15 protein-coding genes and 6 tRNA genes are annotated in these 16,870 nt (G+C 45.5%); 9 read left to right on the forward strand and 12 right to left on the reverse strand.

All coding sequences use genetic code 11. The annotated features are described in order from the left end of the window. Positions 1 to 200 precede the first annotated feature (200 nt). From AC5O63_RS07925 to lolB, 11 genes are all read right to left on the reverse strand, one after another. Positions 201 to 275, reverse strand: a tRNA-Gln gene (locus AC5O63_RS07925). Between the two features lie 31 nt (positions 276 to 306). Next, positions 307 to 391 (reverse strand) — tRNA-Leu (locus AC5O63_RS07930). 52 nt (positions 392 to 443) lie between these two features. Next, positions 444 to 520: transfer RNA gene (locus AC5O63_RS07935), tRNA-Met, on the reverse strand. Between the two features lie 78 nt (positions 521 to 598). Next, a tRNA-Gln gene (locus tag AC5O63_RS07940) sits at positions 599 to 673 on the reverse strand. Between the two features lie 29 nt (positions 674 to 702). Beyond that, positions 703 to 787 (reverse strand) — tRNA-Leu (locus AC5O63_RS07945). A 39-nt stretch (positions 788 to 826) separates the two neighbouring features. Continuing rightward, positions 827 to 903, reverse strand: a tRNA-Met gene (locus AC5O63_RS07950). A gap of 269 nt (positions 904 to 1,172) precedes the next feature. Then, entirely contained in the window at positions 1,173 to 2,264 is a 1,092-nt protein-coding gene (ychF, locus tag AC5O63_RS07955) for a redox-regulated ATPase YchF (RefSeq protein WP_004747089.1), read from the reverse strand. Between the two features lie 10 nt (positions 2,265 to 2,274). Next, entirely contained in the window at positions 2,275 to 2,865 is a 591-nt protein-coding gene (gene pth / locus AC5O63_RS07960) for an aminoacyl-tRNA hydrolase (RefSeq protein ID WP_004747087.1), read from the reverse strand. Positions 2,866 to 3,004: 139 nt separating this feature from the next. Next, positions 3,005 to 3,949, reverse strand: a complete 945-nt coding sequence (locus AC5O63_RS07965; RefSeq protein WP_004747085.1) for a ribose-phosphate pyrophosphokinase — start codon at positions 3,947 to 3,949, stop codon at positions 3,005 to 3,007. Positions 3,950 to 3,978: 29 nt separating this feature from the next. Next, positions 3,979 to 4,851 (reverse strand): 4-(cytidine 5'-diphospho)-2-C-methyl-D-erythritol kinase, encoded by an 873-nt coding sequence (gene ispE / locus AC5O63_RS07970; RefSeq protein ID WP_494504592.1) that lies wholly within the window; start codon positions 4,849 to 4,851, stop codon positions 3,979 to 3,981. Beyond that, positions 4,848 to 5,462: a lipoprotein insertase outer membrane protein LolB gene (lolB, locus tag AC5O63_RS07975; protein ID WP_494504593.1), complete on the reverse strand. Its 615-nt coding sequence runs from the start codon at positions 5,460 to 5,462 to the stop codon at positions 4,848 to 4,850. Before lolB ends, ispE begins: the two co-directional genes overlap by 4 nt. Positions 5,463 to 5,623: 161 nt before the next feature. Here lolB and hemA point away from each other — a divergent pair, with 161 nt between their 5' ends. From hemA to ybaK, 8 genes are all read left to right on the forward strand, one after another. Then, the gene (gene hemA, locus AC5O63_RS07980) at positions 5,624 to 6,880 is read left to right on the forward strand and encodes a glutamyl-tRNA reductase (RefSeq protein WP_239854697.1); all 1,257 of its coding nucleotides are present in this window, start codon (positions 5,624 to 5,626) and stop codon (positions 6,878 to 6,880) included. A 46-nt stretch (positions 6,881 to 6,926) separates the two neighbouring features. Then, a complete protein-coding gene (gene prfA / locus AC5O63_RS07985; RefSeq protein WP_004747078.1) occupies positions 6,927 to 8,015 on the forward strand; it encodes a peptide chain release factor 1 in 1,089 nt (362 codons plus the stop codon). Positions 8,016 to 8,019: 4 nt separating this feature from the next. Then, positions 8,020 to 8,874: a peptide chain release factor N(5)-glutamine methyltransferase gene (gene prmC / locus AC5O63_RS07990; RefSeq protein WP_494504594.1), complete on the forward strand. Its 855-nt coding sequence runs from the start codon at positions 8,020 to 8,022 to the stop codon at positions 8,872 to 8,874. Positions 8,875 to 8,891: 17 nt separating this feature from the next. Beyond that, on the forward strand, positions 8,892 to 9,275 hold the full coding sequence (locus tag AC5O63_RS07995; protein ID WP_004747076.1) for a SirB2 family protein: 384 nt from the start codon (positions 8,892 to 8,894) through the stop codon (positions 9,273 to 9,275). A gap of 33 nt (positions 9,276 to 9,308) precedes the next feature. After that, on the forward strand, positions 9,309 to 10,118 hold the full coding sequence (locus AC5O63_RS08000; RefSeq protein WP_004747075.1) for a SirB1 family protein: 810 nt from the start codon (positions 9,309 to 9,311) through the stop codon (positions 10,116 to 10,118). Between the two features lie 46 nt (positions 10,119 to 10,164). Beyond that, positions 10,165 to 11,016, forward strand: coding sequence for a 3-deoxy-8-phosphooctulonate synthase (kdsA, locus tag AC5O63_RS08005; RefSeq protein ID WP_494504595.1), 852 nt, complete (start codon positions 10,165 to 10,167; stop codon positions 11,014 to 11,016). Between the two features lie 577 nt (positions 11,017 to 11,593). Further along, positions 11,594 to 13,255, forward strand: a complete 1,662-nt coding sequence (gene ushA / locus AC5O63_RS08010) for a bifunctional UDP-sugar hydrolase/5'-nucleotidase UshA (RefSeq protein ID WP_004747071.1) — start codon at positions 11,594 to 11,596, stop codon at positions 13,253 to 13,255. Positions 13,256 to 13,339: 84 nt separating this feature from the next. Continuing rightward, positions 13,340 to 13,813, forward strand: a complete 474-nt coding sequence (gene ybaK, locus AC5O63_RS08015) for a Cys-tRNA(Pro) deacylase (protein WP_494504596.1) — start codon at positions 13,340 to 13,342, stop codon at positions 13,811 to 13,813. Between the two features lie 256 nt (positions 13,814 to 14,069). On the opposite strand, the gene AC5O63_RS08020 is transcribed toward ybaK, so the two are convergent. Continuing rightward, on the reverse strand, positions 14,070 to 15,314 hold the full coding sequence (locus tag AC5O63_RS08020) for a uracil-xanthine permease family protein (protein ID WP_272785482.1): 1,245 nt from the start codon (positions 15,312 to 15,314) through the stop codon (positions 14,070 to 14,072). A 261-nt stretch (positions 15,315 to 15,575) separates the two neighbouring features. Between AC5O63_RS08020 and AC5O63_RS08025 the strand changes: the two genes are divergently transcribed. After that, entirely contained in the window at positions 15,576 to 16,835 is a 1,260-nt protein-coding gene (locus AC5O63_RS08025) for a DUF2066 domain-containing protein (RefSeq protein ID WP_494504597.1), read from the forward strand. Positions 16,836 to 16,870: the final 35 nt, after the last annotated feature.

The following is a 16,870-nucleotide window of genomic DNA, read 5'->3' on the forward strand; positions in this document are numbered from 1 at the left end:
GAGAGACTTGAACTCTCACACCTTGCGGCGCCAGAACCTAAATCTGGTGCGTCTACCAATTCCGCCACTTCCGCATCAATTTTGTGTTCATCCCGCTAATTGGTAAAAGCGTAATGAAGTTGTATGGCAGGCTACTTAGAGCCGAGCCAGGGACAATAGACGAGGCATCAAAAGATGTTATCCACTGAACCTATAAATAATGGCAGGTCTACCTGGATTCGAACCAGGGAATGGCGGCATCAAAAGCCGCTGCCTTACCGCTTGGCGATAGACCTGCAGTGCTCTAACTAAAGAGACTTCAAATAATGGTGCGGAAGGAGAGACTTGAACTCTCACACCTTGCGGCGCCAGAACCTAAATCTGGTGCGTCTACCAATTCCGCCACTTCCGCATCAATTTTGTATTCATACCGCTAATTGGTAAAAGCCATATGAAATTGTAAATGGTGGCTACGACGGGATTCGAACCTGTGACCCCATCATTATGAGTGATGTGCTCTAACCAGCTGAGCTACGTAGCCACTCGTGAGCGAGACAATATAAACTCTCTAGCTCTTAGTGACAAGCCCTTTTTTAATTAGGCTCAGCACTTTAAATAGTGGCAGGTCTACCTGGATTCGAACCAGGGAATGGCGGCATCAAAAGCCGCTGCCTTACCGCTTGGCGATAGACCTGCAGGTCTAGCTATAAAAGCTATAAAATATGGTGCGGAAGGAGAGACTTGAACTCTCACACCTTGCGGCGCCAGAACCTAAATCTGGTGCGTCTACCAATTCCGCCACTTCCGCATCAATTCCTAACGACTTTAAAAGAAAAGTGTTTAGGAATGGTGGCTACGACGGGATTCGAACCTGTGACCCCATCATTATGAGTGATGTGCTCTAACCAGCTGAGCTACGTAGCCATACCATATTTTTGCTCTCTCCGATTCGTTGCCTTATCGTTGGGAACGGCGCGCATTATGCGAAGTTGAGGCAAAGCCGTCAATAGTTTTTTTGAATAAATCCTCAGAAATCAACCGTTCGGTTTCTTTTTAAACAAAGAGGCGTGTTAATGATCGAAAACTGATAACAAATTGACATCACTTGGAAGAGTTAATTTGTTTCTTTGTTAAAGGGCAATAAAAAAGCCAGCGTAAGTGCTGGCTTTTAAAGTCAATGACTTGGACGCAAATTAAACGTTGAAACGGAAGTGAACAACATCGCCATCTTTTACGATGTAATCTTTACCTTCTAAACGCCATTTACCTGCATCTTTCGCACCGCTTTCACCATTAAACTGGATAAAGTCATCGTAACCAACAACTTCAGCTCGAATGAAGCCTTTCTCAAAGTCAGTGTGGATCTTACCTGCAGCTTGAGGAGCTGTTGCACCTACAGGGATCGTCCATGCACGAACTTCTTTAACGCCAGCAGTAAAGTAAGTGTGTAGCGTTAATAGCTCGTAGCCTGAACGGATCACGCGGTTAAGGCCCGGTTCTTCGATGCCCATATCGGCAAGGAACTCTTCACGATCTTCATCGTCAAGCTCAGAAAGTTCAGATTCGATTGCTGCACATACTGCAACAACGACGTTGTTCTCTTTCTCTGCGTATTCACGTACCGCGTCTAGGTACGGGTTGTTCTCGAAACCATCTTCGTTAACGTTAGCGATGTACATGGTTGGCTTAAGCGTTAGGAAGTTTAGGTAACCCACTGCTGCTAGCTCTTCTTTAGATAGCTCAACGGTACGCGCCATGCCACCTTCAGTTAGAACTGGAAGTAGTTTCTCAAGTACGGTCAGTTCAAACTTCGCGTCTTTGTCGCCACCTTTGGCTTTCTTAGCATTACGCTGAATCGCGCGCTCACAAGAATCTAGGTCAGCCATTGCAAGTTCTAGGTTGATCACCTCGATGTCTTCGATTGGTGATACTTTACCTGCAACGTGAACGATGTTTTCATTTTCAAAACAGCGTACAACGTGACCGATCGCGTCAGTTTCGCGGATGTTTGCTAGGAATTTGTTACCTAAACCTTCACCACGTGAAGCACCAGCAACGAGGCCCGCGATATCAACGAATTCCATTGTGGTTGGTAGTACTTTTTGTGGGTTAACAATCTTTGCTAGTGCGTCTAAGCGCAGATCTGGCACAGGTACTACGCCTGTGTTTGGCTCGATAGTACAAAACGGGAAGTTTGCCGCTTCGATACCTGCTTTAGTTAGTGCATTAAACAGAGTTGACTTACCTACGTTTGGTAGACCAACGATGCCACATTTAAAACCCATGATAGTAACCTTATTCAGCTTTGAACGTGTGTAAACGATTTTGCGCTTTTGATAGACCATCTTTAATCAGGATGTCTAAACAACGGACAGATTCATCTGCCGCTGCATCAAGAAGCTCTTGTTCTTTTGCTGGAGCTTTGCCTAATACAAATCCAGCAACTTTGTCTTTGTGCCCAGGATGGCCAATGCCGATCCTAAGGCGATAGAAATCTTTGCAATTACCAAGCTTACTAATGGTATCGCGTAAGCCGTTATGCCCACCGTGGCCACCGCCTTTCTTAAACTTAGCGACACCTGGTGGTAAATCTAGCTCATCGTGCGCAACCATGATCTCTTCAGGTTTAATTTGATAAAACTTTGCCAAAGCAGCAATAGATTTACCTGAGAGGTTCATAAACGTGGTTGGGATAAGCAAACGGAGATCCTGACCGTTAACCATGATTCGCCCTGTCATTCCAAAGTACTTGGCTTCGTTCTTTAGAGTGACGTTGTGAATACGTGCGAGTTCTTCTACTACCCATGCTCCCGCATTGTGTCGAGTTCTGGCATATTCAGGCCCAGGATTAGCAAGGCCGACAAGAAGTTTAATTTGTTGACTCAAGGTTAGGATCTCTCTTGGAATCTCAAAAAGCGCAGTATGATAGCATACAATTCTTGCCTCGGGCGAGACGAGCAATAGACGCAAATAAAAAAACACCCCAAGAAGGGGTGTTTTCAATTCGATTTAACCGCAGTGGCGATTAGTTGAACATCGCTGAGATTGACTCTTCATTGCTGATGCGACGGATTGCTTCAGCAAGCATGCGAGAAAGGCTTAGACAAGTCACTTTACCTGTTGCTTCCATCTCTTTAGGTAGCGTGATTGAGTCAGTCACGATAACTTGGTCTAGCACTGAGTTACCGATGTTTTGAGCTGCGTTGCCTGAGAATACAGCGTGAGTTGCGTAAGCGAATACACGCTTAGCACCGCGCTCTTTTAGCGCTTCAGCTGCTTTACATAGCGTACCGCCTGTGTCGATCATGTCATCAACGATCACACAGTCGCGACCTTCAACATCACCGATTAGGTTCATCACTTCAGAAACGTTAGCACGTGGACGGCGCTTATCAACGATAGCAATATCGATGTCACCTAGTGCTTTTGCAGTTGCGCGAGCACGAACAACGCCACCTAGGTCTGGAGATACCACTACTGGGTTCTCTAGGCCGCGAGCTTCCATGTCTTCTAGCAGTACAGGTGTACCGAAGATGTTATCAACTGGAACATCGAAGAAGCCTTGGATTTGTTCTGCGTGAAGGTCGATGGTTAGAACGCGGTCAACGCCAACGTTAGAAAGGAAATCTGCAACAACTTTAGCAGTGATTGGCACACGAGCAGAACGTACACGACGGTCTTGGCGAGCGTAACCAAAGTAAGGGATAACTGCTGTAATACGGCCCGCTGAAGCGCGGCGCATTGCGTCAATCATCACTACAAGTTCCATTAGGTTGTCGTTAGTTGGTGCACAAGTAGATTGGATGATGAAAACATCACTACCACGTACGTTTTCGTTGATTTGAACAGCGACTTCGCCATCAGAAAAACGAGAAACAGTAGCATCACCAAGAGAGATGTATAGACGATCAGCAATACGTTGGGCTAGTTCAGGTGTAGCGTTACCAGCAAATAGCTTCATATCAGGCACGGTGGAAACCTCAGGGTTGCGTCCAGTTTTTAAATAGATTGTGAGTGGGCTAAGCGATACTTAGCCAGTGTCTCGTATAAAGGCGAAATATTCTTGCCTTTAGCGACAAATGCGGAGACAGTGTCTGGCAGTTTCCCGAGGGTAGTTTCAGCTTCATTTTTGCTCGAAAACTCGGCAAAAACGCATGATCCCGTCCCGGTCAACCGCGACGGCGCGTATTGTAGCAGCCAAGAAAGTTGCTTATCAACCTCTTGGTACAGCATTCTAACAATTTTTTCGCAATCGTTTCCGTAATCTCTGTCAAGAAGGTTTGCCAGTGTTCGTTTTGGCGTGTTTCGCGTTAAATCGGGGTGAGTGAAAATATCAACAGTGGCAATCGAGACATTAGGTCTGACGACTAAGTACCATTTTTCATCGGGCTGTGCAGGAGTCAGCTCTTCACCGACACCTTCCGCAAACGCTGAAAATCCGCGTGTAAAGACAGGGACATCCGCCCCAAGTTTTAGTCCGATCTCTGCCAGTTCATCTTCAGAGAGGTCTGCTTGCCAAAGGTGATTAAGGGCGACAAGCGTCGTTGCAGCGTTTGATGACCCTCCACCGATACCACCTCCCATAGGAAGAACCTTATTAAGTTCAATATGAGCGCCGAAAGGACAACCTGACTTTTGCTTCAGAGCGGTTGCGGCTTTCCAGATCAAATTATCTTCAAGGGCAACACCTGGGATCTGTGGTGATAGGGTAATTTCGCCGGTATTGTTGGCGGTGATGGTGAGATCGTCGCCATGATCAAGGAACTGAAATAAGGTTTGCAGTTCGTGATAGCCATTGTCACGGCGTCCGGTGATGTAAAGAAACAGATTGAGTTTTGCTGGAGAAGGCCAGTGAGTGGTTTCCGAGATCATTGGTTTGTATTCCACTTCGAAATAATGATGTTTATAGAGATATCGCCTTGTATGAGCTTCATTTTTTTTGGTAATGGGAGAGCAATACCGTCGATTAGCACATCTTGATAACTGGCGTAACTGAGCTGCCATACTTGGGCGCCCACTTGCTTGGTTAAAGATGAAAGGGTGTTGGTTTCATTCAATTGGTAGTCATCGGCTTGAGTTGGTCGACCTAACATCCAATCATTGAGTTGCTCGACAGGAATGTTTAGCCCCGTCAGCTGCTTAATCAAGGCTTCTGGGCTTGAAGCGTAAAAGGTTTGATCATCATAAGTTTCGACGCTAGCCCCATCCGGAGTGGATTTTAGGTTAAGCGCAGTTTGACCGAGAAAGGTGGTCATTCGTAAATGGGTTAATGTCGGAGAGTGAGCCCATTGGAAGTTTAGTGACTGTCTTTGCTCGGGGGCAATGTAGCCGAGTTTGCCATTGGCTCGATAATCTTGAATAGTGGCTAAGCGTTGTTGATGAGTTTGCCACTCGACATTGGTGGTGCTATCAATAGTTGCACAGCCATGTAAAAACAGTGTGCCGACGAGCAAGAGAAAAATAGATCGAAAATGTTTCACCATTGCTGATTATTTATCCAGTTTTAGCCAAAGTATCTGCTCACTATATCATTGAAATCACGAACTCAAGAAAACATATCCTGATTCCCCTTTCAATAAACGGGGGCATCAAGTAAAATTCCGACCTTATTTGTCCATTGTCTGATTCAGAGAACCAACGATACATGTCTTTGCTTGCTATAGGTATCAACCATAATACGGCCTCAGTCGAACTTCGTGAAAAAGTCGCGTTTGGTCCGGAAAAGTTACCTGAAGCGTTAGACCAGCTCGGCCAAAACCAAAACGTAAATGGAAGTGTGATTGTTTCTACATGTAATCGCACCGAAATCTATTGCGATGTGAAAAGTGGTGGCAAGAGCAAAATCATCGATTGGTTGAGTCAGTTTCATCAAGTTAGTCCTGAAGATCTTAAACCCAGCCTTTATATCCATGAAGAGCAAGCTGCGATTCGTCATTTAATGCGAGTCTCGTGTGGCTTGGATTCTTTGGTACTGGGTGAGCCTCAAATCTTAGGACAGGTGAAACAAGCCTATTCTGACTCAAGAGAGAGTAAGGCAGTGGACGCGGCAATGGAGAAGCTGTTTCAAAAAGCTTTCTCGGTTGCTAAGCGAGTGCGTACTGAGACAGACATTGGCGGCAACGCCGTATCTGTTGCTTATGCGGCATGTACTCTCGCAAAGCATATTTTTGAATCGCTAGAGAAGTCGACGGTGTTACTGGTTGGCGCGGGTGAAACCATTGAATTGGTGGCCAAGCACTTAGCAGGCAATGGTTGTAGCAAGATGATCGTTGCAAACCGTACTAAGGAGCGCGCGCTTCCTTTGGCGGAGCAGTTTGGCGCTGAAATTATTGGTTTACCTGAAATTCCCGATCATCTCCCTCGTGCAGATATCGTGATCAGTTCAACCGCCAGCCCACTACCAATTATTGGTAAAGGGATGGTCGAAACGGCATTAAAAGCGCGTCGTTTTCAACCTATGCTGTTGGTCGACATTGCTGTCCCTCGTGATATTGAATCGCAAGTGGGTGAGCTAAATGACGCTTACCTTTACTCTGTTGATGACCTGCAAACTATTGTTGATAGCAACATGGAACAGAGAAAAATCGAAGCGATTCAAGCGGAAGCGATCGTCAGTGAAGAAAGTGCGGCATTTATGTCGTGGATGCGTTCTCTACAAGCTGTAGACAGTATTCGAGAGTACCGTCAGTCAGCGAACGACATTCGAGAAGAGCTTCTCAATAAAAGTTTACAGTCTCTCGCAGCAGGTGCGGATGCAGAAAAGGTTCTGCTAGAGCTGAGTAATAAATTAACTAACAAGTTGATTCATGCGCCAACCCGCGCACTACAAAGTGCTGCCGAGAAAGGCGAGCCTGCTAGGCTGGCTACAATTAGACAAAGTTTAGGTCTTGATCATTCTTAGTCATAAGAGTGACAGACTTCATTAGACCCCTGAGTTAAAGAAAACTATGAAAGCCTCTATTTTAACTAAGCTAGAAACCCTGGTTGAGCGTTACGAAGAAGTTCAACATCTACTTGGCGATCCTGATGTGATCGGTGACCAAGATAAATTCCGCGCGTTATCAAAAGAGTACTCTCAGCTAGAGGAAGTCACTAAGTGTTTCCAAGCTTATCAGCAAGCCCAAGAAGATCTGGTCGCTGCTGAAGAGATGGCAAAAGAAGATGACGAAGAAATGCGCGAAATGGCTCAGGAAGAGATCAAAGAAGCGAAAGAGACGATTGAGCGTCTAAATGACGAACTGCAAATCTTACTGCTACCTAAAGATCCTAATGATGACCGCAACTGTTTCCTAGAAATCCGCGCGGGTGCGGGTGGTGACGAAGCGGGTATCTTCGCTGGCGACCTGTTCCGCATGTACAGCAAATTTGCTGAAAAGAAAGGCTGGCGCGTAGAAGTGATGTCTTCAAATGAAGCAGAACATGGCGGTTACAAAGAGATGATCGCAAAAGTCTCTGGTGATGGCGCTTATGGCGTATTGAAGTTTGAGTCAGGCGGTCACCGTGTACAACGTGTTCCAGCAACTGAATCGCAAGGTCGTGTTCATACTTCTGCCTGTACTGTAGCGGTTATGGCAGAGATTCCAGAAGCGGAAATTCCAGAAATCAAAGCGGCAGACCTTAAGATCGATACATTCCGTGCATCAGGCGCGGGGGGTCAGCACGTTAACACCACTGACTCGGCGATTCGTATTACTCACTTACCGACAGGCACAGTTGTAGAGTGTCAGGACGAGCGTTCACAGCATAAGAACAAAGCGAAGGCGATGGCTGTGCTTGCGGCTCGTATTATTCAAGCAGAAGAGGCGAAGCGCGCGGCTGAAGAGTCTGACACACGTCGTAACCTTCTAGGCTCTGGTGACCGTAGTGACCGTATTCGTACCTATAACTACCCTCAAGGTCGTGTTTCAGACCACCGTATCAACCTAACCATCTATCGCCTAAACGAAGTGATGGAAGGTGAGGTAGCAAGCTTGATTGATCCGGTTATTCAGGAGCACCAAGCGGATCAGTTAGCTGCGCTAGCAGAGAACAACTAAACCAATGTCGGCTGACAACAGTGTTGAAAGCACACTAAAAAAGGCCGTACAGCAACTTCAGGAGAGTGGCATTGATTCGCCCTCTCTTGATGCCGCGGTGCTACTTTGCCACGCCTTAGATAAACCCCGTTCGTTTCTGTTAACTTGGCCGGACAAAATTCTTGAGGCTGAGCAGCTGAGTGATTTCCAAAATCTATTGCAGCGCAGATTAAGTGGCGAACCGATTGCCTACATCACGGGTGAACGTGAGTTTTGGTCATTGCCGCTAAAAGTCTCACCGACGACACTGATTCCAAGACCAGATACAGAGCGCTTAGTCGAAGTTGCTTTGGATAAAGCGTCGTTAAGTCAGGGAGATATCCTCGATTTAGGGACAGGGACAGGTGCGATCGCTTTGGCGTTAGCCTCTGAGCTTCCAAGCAGGAATGTATGGGGTGTAGACCTCAAAACTGATGCCCAGCAACTCGCTCAATCTAATGCGACAGCCCTTAATTTAACCAATACCCAATTCTTAGCGGGCAGTTGGTTTGAGCCTATTCCGAGTGGCACAGAGTTTGCTCTGATTGTATCTAACCCTCCTTATATTGAGAAAGAAGATCCACATCTGACTCAAGGAGATGTGCGCTTTGAACCGTTAAGTGCTTTGGTGGCTGAAGAGAAAGGTCTCGCAGACATCAGACACATCGCAACACAAGCGAGATCCTATCTCATCAATGAGGGGTGGCTGATGTTCGAGCATGGCTTTGAACAGGGTGAGGCGGTAAGGAACTTATTATTATCACTTGGCTACGATCAAGTGGAAACCTACAAGGACTATGGTGACAACGACCGAGTAACTATCGGCCAATACCACCACTGAAGTAAGAGAGACTATCAATGTACGAAGGTTTAAAACATTTTCACCTGCTCACTATCGCTATCAGCGCTACATTATTATCGGTACGATTTGCCATGATGATGGCGAATTCACAACTGTTAGAAAAGAAGTTCTTCAAAGTATTCCCGCACATTAATGATACGTGCTTACTGTTGTCAGGTATTGGCCTGATCTTCATTACTGGTTTTATTCCATTTACTCCAGCCGCACCTTGGCTGACGGAAAAGATCACTTGTGTTTTGGCCTACATCGCACTTGGTTTCTTCGCCTTAAAACTTGGCAAGAATAAGCTGCTAAGAACCTTCTCATTCTTTGGTGCATTAGGATGGCTAGCGATGGCGGGTAAAGTTGCTGTAACTAAGACGCCGATGTTCTTTGGATAATATTTTTTGGTTAACGAGGTTATGACAACCCATATGCTTGAGTTATTTGATGAAGATTTTGATGCTATGGAGCTTGCCGAAGGCGCACTAGCATTAAATAAAGCGATCAATCCTCAAACCCAAGTCCATTGGGCAGAAGCAGAGTTAAGTCGACTGGTTCAAGAAGCTGAACTTGCTCTGGTTCATGAAGTGAACGACAAGCAGCGCTTTGAATCCCTATTGCGTCTCTTCTACTACGAGTGGGGATTCCAAGGGGATAGAGAAAGCTATTTTCATTCAGAAAATGGTTTTGTCGATAAAGTACTTGAAACTCGTAAAGGCATTCCCGTCAGCTTAGGGGCAATTTTACTCTATATTGCCCGTAAACTCGGCTTTCCTCTGGTAGGGGTGACTTTCCCAACTCAGTTTCTTGTGAAGCTTGAGTGGTATGGTGAAAAGCCGCTGTACATTAATCCATTCAATGGGGAGTATGTGACGGAGCATACGCTTGGTGCTTGGTTGATCGGTCACAAAGGCCCACTTGCTAAGCTAGAATCGAAGCACCTACTAGAGACGGATAACCCAACGGTTATTGGCCGATGGTTAGCCTTACTGAAAAGTGCTCTGCTTAGAGAAGAGCGCTATACTTTGGCGTTAAAGTGTACCGATCTTGCGTTGACCTTTGTCCCTGATGACCCGTATGAAATTCGCGACCGTGGATTTATTTATCAGCAGCTTGATTGTCATCAAATCGCATTGAGTGATTATCAGTATTTTATCGACCAGTGCCCTGATGACCCAGCGGCAGAGTTGCTCAAGAATCAAGTCAACGCCATGAGTGAAACTCAGGTGACCTTACATTAAGCCCATCTCTTAGGAGCTGGCATGACATCGAAATAGAGAGAAGAACATGGAACAGAAAATTGTTCACGTTGGTGATATTCCAGTAGCGAACGACAAGCCATTCACGCTGTTTGCAGGTATGAACGTTCTAGAGTCGCGCGATCTTGCAATGCAGATTTGTGAGCACTACGTAAAAGTCACAGAAAAGCTAGGTATTCCTTACGTATTCAAAGCGTCATTTGATAAAGCAAACCGTAGTTCTGTGCACTCTTATCGTGGTCCTGGCTTAGAGGAAGGGATGAAAATCTTCCAAGAGTTGAAAGACACCTTTGGCGTTAAGATCATCACTGATGTTCATACTGAAGAACAAGCGCAGCCAGTGGCTGACGTGGTAGACGTTATTCAGCTTCCTGCGTTCCTAGCTCGTCAAACTGACCTTGTTGAAGCAATGGCAAAAACAGGTGCAGTGATCAACGTTAAGAAGCCTCAGTTTATGAGCCCAGGTCAGGTTGGTAACATCGTCGACAAGTTCAGCGAATGTGGTAACGAGAACATCATTCTATGTGAGCGTGGCTCTTGTCATGGTTACGACAACCTAGTCGTTGATATGCTTGGATTTGGCGTCATGAAGAAAGCGTCTAACGGTAGCCCAATCATCTTTGATGTAACACACTCACTTCAGATGCGTGATCCTTCTGGTGCTGCTTCAGGTGGCCGCCGTGAGCAAACTGTTGAGCTAGCAAAAGCAGGCTTAGCGACAGGTATTGCAGGTCTGTTTATCGAAGCACACCCGAACCCAGATCAAGCACGTTGTGATGGCCCATCTGCTTTACCGCTAGATAAACTAGAGCCGTTCCTAACGCAAATGAAAGCACTTGATGAGCTGATCAAAGGTTTTGACCATATCGATATTAAGTAGTGCTCAATATTGAATTTAAACAAGCCAGCTAATTTGCTGGCTTTTTTACTCGATTTTTCACCAATTAATAAATCTTACTTAACTAACGACAATCCAAATATAATCAGATAAATTTGATTGTTATAATATAACAATTATCTGCTCAATTAGATCTTGGTTATTCAATAAAAACTCACATCTTGTTGCCATTCCCATATTAAATTTTTGATATTTGTTTTGTTATAACATAACTAAAAGTGGTCGCGTTCGGTTGTTAATATTCGCGAAGTTCGCCTTTTATGTTGATTAAATAACCTAAGTCACAATAGCGTCTAAAGCGTTGTTTATCTCAGACAAACGTTTGCTTGTGATCTTATATTTGCGCCTGTGTAATTCTGAGCATTTATTACATGATTAATAGTTATTAAGAGTGATCTAGTCATCATAAATATGAAATTCAAGTGTCACTTTCGTCACCTTAATTTAAACTAGTTCAAGTTTTACTGCTCTCTCAGCCTGTTATTTTCCAAGTCTGTCTATTCACAGAGAGCAGTATAAAAAAGCAGTGGAAACCCCTAAAAGTTCAAAAGGTATGACAATGAAGCAAGGCCTGATCGTAAAAAGCGCTATTAGCGCAGCTATCCTGGCAACTCTAGCTGGTTGTGCAACGGCACCACAACACGAGTGGGAAGCAGACAAAACTTATAAGTTGACTGTTCTACATACTAACGACCACCACGGTCGCTTCTGGCAGAACAAATACGGCGAGTACGGCATGGCTGCTCGTAAAACACTGATTGATGAGCTTCGTGCAGAGATCGCTGCAGAAGGTGGTAGCTCGCTACTGCTATCTGGTGGTGACATCAACACTGGTGTTCCAGAGTCAGATCTACAAGATGCTGAACCAGATTTCAAAGGTATGAGCAAAATTGGTTACGATGCTATGGCACTTGGTAACCACGAGTTTGATAACCCTCTTGAAGTTCTAATGAAACAGAAAGAGTGGGCAAACTTCCCAATGCTTTCTGCAAACATCTATGACAAAGAGACTGGCGAGCGTATGTTCCAGGCTTACGAGATGTTTGACCTACAGGGTATTAAAGTTGCTGTTATCGGTCTAACGACAGAAGATACGCAGAAAATCGGTAACCCAGAATTTATCGGTGGCATCGATTTCCGTGATCCTAAAGAAGAAGCGAAGCAGCTAATCGCTGAGCTTGAGAAAACTGAAAAACCAGATCTTATCTTCGCGGTTACTCATATGGGTCACTACGAAGATGGTAAGCGTGGCGTAAACGCACCTGGTGATGTAGCACTAGCTCGTTACCTAGATGAAGGTTCTCTAGATATGATCGTTGGTGGTCACTCGCAAGAACCTGTATGTATGGAAGCGCCAAACGTTGTTAAGAAAAACTTCAAGCCTTCTGATGAGTGTAAGCCAGACCTACAAAACGGCACCTACATTGTTCAGGCGCACGAGTGGGGTAAATATGTAGGCCGTGCTGATTACGAATTCCGTAACGGCGAGCTACAAATGGTAAGCTACGACCTAATCCCAGTTAACCTGAAGAAGAAGGTTAAAATTGACGGTAAGAAGCAGCGTGTTCTTATCGAAGATGAGATTGCAGAAGATACAGAACTGCTAGAATTCCTACGCCCTTACCAAGAAAAAGGTAAAGCGCAGCTAGACGTTAAGATTGCTGAAACTAACGGCAAGCTGGAAGGTGACCGTAACGTAGTTCGTTTCCAACAGACTAACCTAGGTCGTCTAATCGCAACGGCTCATATGGAGCGCGCGAAAGCTGACTTTGCTGTAATGAACTCTGGTGGTGTGCGTGATTCTATCGCTGCGGGTGAAGTGACATACAAAGACGTACTGACGGTACAACCATTTGGCAATATCCTGACTTACACAGACATGTCTGGTCAAGAAGTGATGGATTACCTAAACGTTGTTGCAACTAAGCCGGTAGACTCTGGTGCATACGCTCAGTTCGCAGGTATCTCGATGACAGTTGCTGATGGTAAAGTTTCAAACGTGTTCATCGGTGGCAAACAGCTTCGCCTAGATGAGACGTACCGCTTTACAGTGCCTAGCTTCAACGCGTCAGGCGGTGACGGCTACCCTAAACTAATGGGTCACCCAGGTTTTGTTAATACTGGTTTCGTTGATGCAGAAGTACTAAAAGAGTACCTAGAGTCAAACAGCCCAATCGATGTGAACAAATACGCACCATCAGGTGAGATTGTTTACAAGTAAGTTGACACCAACTTATAACGGTCTTTAAGCTAAAGCGCTGCTCAAATGAGCAGCGCTTTTTGTTTGTCTACAGTTGGAGGGAGTATGACTCCTGCAATAAGTCTCGCTAAGAAGAAAAAAATTGCTCACACCATTCACCAGTACCATCATGACCCTAGAGCCGAAAGCTATGGTTTAGAAGCGGTAGAGGCACTTGGGCAAAACCCTGAACAGGTCTTCAAAACCTTGCTATTTTGCTTAAATGGAGAGCTGAAAAACCTCGCGGTTGCGGTGATCCCCGTTGACAAGAAGCTCAACTTAAAGCAGGCAGCTAAAGCAGCAAAAGGCAAAAAAGCAGAGATGGCTAATCCGGATATTGCGCAGAAAACCACAGGGTACGTTGTGGGCGGCATCAGCCCACTTGGACAAAAAAAGGCTCTACCAACGTTTATCCATCAAAGTGCCGTTGGACAAGAAACGATTTGTGTCAGCGCGGGTAAGCGAGGTTTGGAAATTGAGTTATCACCGCAAGATTTAGCAAGCCTAACCCGCGGTCAGTTTGCCGAGTTGTGTGGGTAGGGGCTGGGAGGGAACGGACTTCGTCCTCGGGAACGCTTCGCTATAGAAAGCGAGATCGGGCTTCGCCCTGCGAGAAAATAGGTGTTTACTCTTTAAGTAAAGATGAGCAACGATAGTTTTCTAGTTTTCTAGTTTTCTAGTTTTCTAGTTTTCTAGTTTTCTAGTTTTCTAGTTTTCTAGTTTTCTAGTTTTCCAGTTTTCCAAAAAAGGGTTGACGCAAAACGCCAACCCTGAAAAAACTCTCAGATTCTCGATTCTACTTCGTTTCTTCTTCCATCTGTGCATTATCGACGACGTGGTTCTCGCCCAAATCTCTTGGTAGAACTAGGTTAAGTAGAATCGCTACGATACCACACAGGCTGACACCTTGTAGGCTGAACTCACCGATACCGAAAGCCATGCCACCGATACCAAACACTAAGGTAATAGCAACGATGACTAGGTTGCGTGACTTATGTAGATCTACATTGTTCTTAATCAGTGTGTTTAAACCCACCGTCGCAATCGAGCCAAACAATAGGATCATGATGCCGCCCATAACAGGCATAGGGATGGTTTGTAGCACAGCGCCGAGTTTCCCAACTAACGCAAGAACAATGGCACTTACCGCTGCCCATGTCATGATGACTGGGTTAAACGCTTTGGTCAGCATGACTGCGCCTGTTACCTCAGAGTAGGTGGTATTTGGCGGCGCACCAACCATTGACGCTGCGATGGTCGCCACCCCGTCACCGGTAATTGTGCGGTGCAAACCTGGTTTCTTAATGTAGTTTTTGCCCGTCACGTTCGAAATTGCCAGCATATCGCCGACGTGTTCTACAGCCGGAGCAATCGCGACCGGGATCATAAATAGGATCGCGTTGATGTTAAATTCAGGCGTTGTAAAGTTTGGTAGAGCGAACCAAGCCGCTTCTTGTACTGGTGTGAAATCGACAATGCCGTAACCAAGGCTCAAAGCGTAGCCGACAACAATACCGCCTAGAATAGGGGTTAGTTTTAGGAAACCTTTCGCGAACACACTTAAAACGATAGTGGTAAGCAGAGAAGCAACTGAAATAACCAGTGAAGCATCTGCGTCGATCACTTGAGAGCCGTCTACTTTACCTAGCGCCATGTTGACAGCGACTGGAGCTAGACCCAAACCGATAACCATGATTACAGGACCGACCACAACTGGCGGAAGTAGTTTGTGAATGATTTCAACGCCACGTACTTTGATCAGCGCACCCATCGCAACGTAAACACAACCCGCTGCCATTAGGCCGCCCATGGTTGCTGGGACTCCCCAAGTTTGCACACCGTAAAGGATAGGAGCGATAAAAGCGAATGAAGAAGCAAGGAAGATAGGAACAGAGCGGCGGGTTACAAGTTGAAATAAAAGGGTTCCGACACCTGCACCAAATAGAGCAACACTAGGATCTAATCCTGTCAGCAATGGAACTAATACAAGAGCACCAAATGCGACAAACAACATCTGCGCACCTTGAATGGCGTTTTTCATGGGTTATTCCTTTATGTGGCAAAGCTAAAAGCAGTATGAAACTACTCAACAAAAAATAAAATTCGCGGGATTTTATCATTATGCCAATCGTTTGCAATCTGAACTGGATCAAATAATTTACTATTTATCTATTCGTCAATGTGATGACACTGTGAGGGGAAATTTAGAATCAAGCCAAGTTTCTTGACCTTTAGTTGCTCCAGTCTCGATAGTTGCTTATCATCAACGTTTAACGTGTAAGAAACTGATCTTAGGAAGTGTATGCGTCATCTAGCTTTGTTCATTTTGGGACTGGTCGCTCTACCTGCATTGGCTTTAACCAATGTCGATCTGTACCAAACGGAAGTTGTATTAGACCAAGCGGCTGACAATGCCGATGCCAAAGCGCGAGCTGAAGGCATGAAAGAAGTGATAGTGCGTGCTTCAGGGGACCGTAATGCAGTGTCCAATGAAGTGGTGCAAAAGGCGCTAAAACAGAGTTCTCAATACGTAGCTCAACTTAGCTACGGTCAAGTCAATGAACAGCAATCATTACGCATGGTGTTTAGTGCGCCTCATATTCGTTCATTACTGAGTCAAGCTCAGTTGCCGATTTGGCCTGCCGCTCGCGCGAATTTATTGGTTTGGTTAGTCGAAGAAGGGCAAGCGGATCGCAACATCATTTGGGAGCACTCGCCATCATTGGTGTTAGACCAAATGAAGCAGCAAGCGCTAAAACGCGGCCTGCCACTCACAGTACCTGTCGGTGACTTTGATGATATCACTGGTGTTGCCGTCTCCGATTTGTGGGGTGGTTTCATTCAACCTGTAGGCCAAGCGAGTCAGCGTTATCCAGTTGATGGTGTGCTGGTGGTGAAAGCGCAAGGCAATAGCTTAAGATGGACGTTATATGATCAGCGTCCTGCTTCAATTGGTGTTACTCGTCAGGCTCCTTTAGCTGGTTCTAACAATGGTATTGATGCTGCGGATAAAATGATTAACCAGATCAGTGATTACTATGCCAAGAAGAGCGCGGTTGTTGTTGCAAGTGAGTCTTCTGAAGCGGTAAAAGTTCGATTTACTGAGCTCAATGATGCAGTGAGCTTTTTTACTTTAGAGAACCAACTGAAGAAGCTAAGTTCAGTGGCATCGATTGATATCCTTAAAATTCAAGGAAATCAAGTGACATTCAACGTGCACCTACTGTCTACTCAACAAGAGTTTGAACAAGAAGTGCGCCGTATGCGCGATGTGACTCAGCTAGAAAGTGTCACAGATGAGCCGCAAGTTATCGCTCCTGAAGTGATTGAACCTTCTATTGAGACATTACCTGTTGAAGGTGACAACTTAGCTCAAGGCAACGAGATAGAACCTTTTGAGCCAGTACAGGCTATTGAAGCTGCCCCAGAAGTGATTCCGACTGAGATGATCTTACTGTTTGAGTGGCAAGGTAAGCCGTATGTTGCTCCGGTATCGGACATGTCAGATGTTACCGCACCTATTGAGAGTGAGACCTCTGAGCCAGAGGTTAGTACTCAGTAAGCTTACTAAGTATGATTTCCAGAGCCCGCTATTGA

It is taken from the genome of Vibrio sp. SCP2 (genome assembly GCF_059295395.1).

Excerpts from the sequence above, each read along its gene's own strand:
- ychF (WP_004747089.1), bottom strand. The coding sequence starts at position 2,264 with ATGGGTTTTAAATGTGGCATCGTTGGTCTACCAAACGTAGGTAAGTCA.
- ispE (WP_494504592.1), bottom strand. The coding sequence starts at position 4,851 with ATGATCTCGGAAACCACTCACTGGCCTTCTCCAGCAAAACTCAATCTG.
- lolB (WP_494504593.1), bottom strand. The coding sequence starts at position 5,462 with ATGGTGAAACATTTTCGATCTATTTTTCTCTTGCTCGTCGGCACACTG.
- hemA (WP_239854697.1), top strand. The coding sequence starts at position 5,624 with ATGTCTTTGCTTGCTATAGGTATCAACCATAATACGGCCTCAGTCGAA.
- prfA (WP_004747078.1), top strand. The coding sequence starts at position 6,927 with ATGAAAGCCTCTATTTTAACTAAGCTAGAAACCCTGGTTGAGCGTTAC.
- prmC (WP_494504594.1), top strand. The coding sequence starts at position 8,020 with ATGTCGGCTGACAACAGTGTTGAAAGCACACTAAAAAAGGCCGTACAG.
- AC5O63_RS07995 (WP_004747076.1), top strand. The coding sequence starts at position 8,892 with ATGTACGAAGGTTTAAAACATTTTCACCTGCTCACTATCGCTATCAGC.
- AC5O63_RS08000 (WP_004747075.1), top strand. The coding sequence starts at position 9,309 with ATGCTTGAGTTATTTGATGAAGATTTTGATGCTATGGAGCTTGCCGAA.
- kdsA (WP_494504595.1), top strand. The coding sequence starts at position 10,165 with ATGGAACAGAAAATTGTTCACGTTGGTGATATTCCAGTAGCGAACGAC.
- ushA (WP_004747071.1), top strand. The coding sequence starts at position 11,594 with ATGAAGCAAGGCCTGATCGTAAAAAGCGCTATTAGCGCAGCTATCCTG.
- ybaK (WP_494504596.1), top strand. The coding sequence starts at position 13,340 with ATGACTCCTGCAATAAGTCTCGCTAAGAAGAAAAAAATTGCTCACACC.
- AC5O63_RS08020 (WP_272785482.1), bottom strand. The coding sequence starts at position 15,314 with ATGAAAAACGCCATTCAAGGTGCGCAGATGTTGTTTGTCGCATTTGGT.
- AC5O63_RS08025 (WP_494504597.1), top strand. The coding sequence starts at position 15,576 with ATGCGTCATCTAGCTTTGTTCATTTTGGGACTGGTCGCTCTACCTGCA.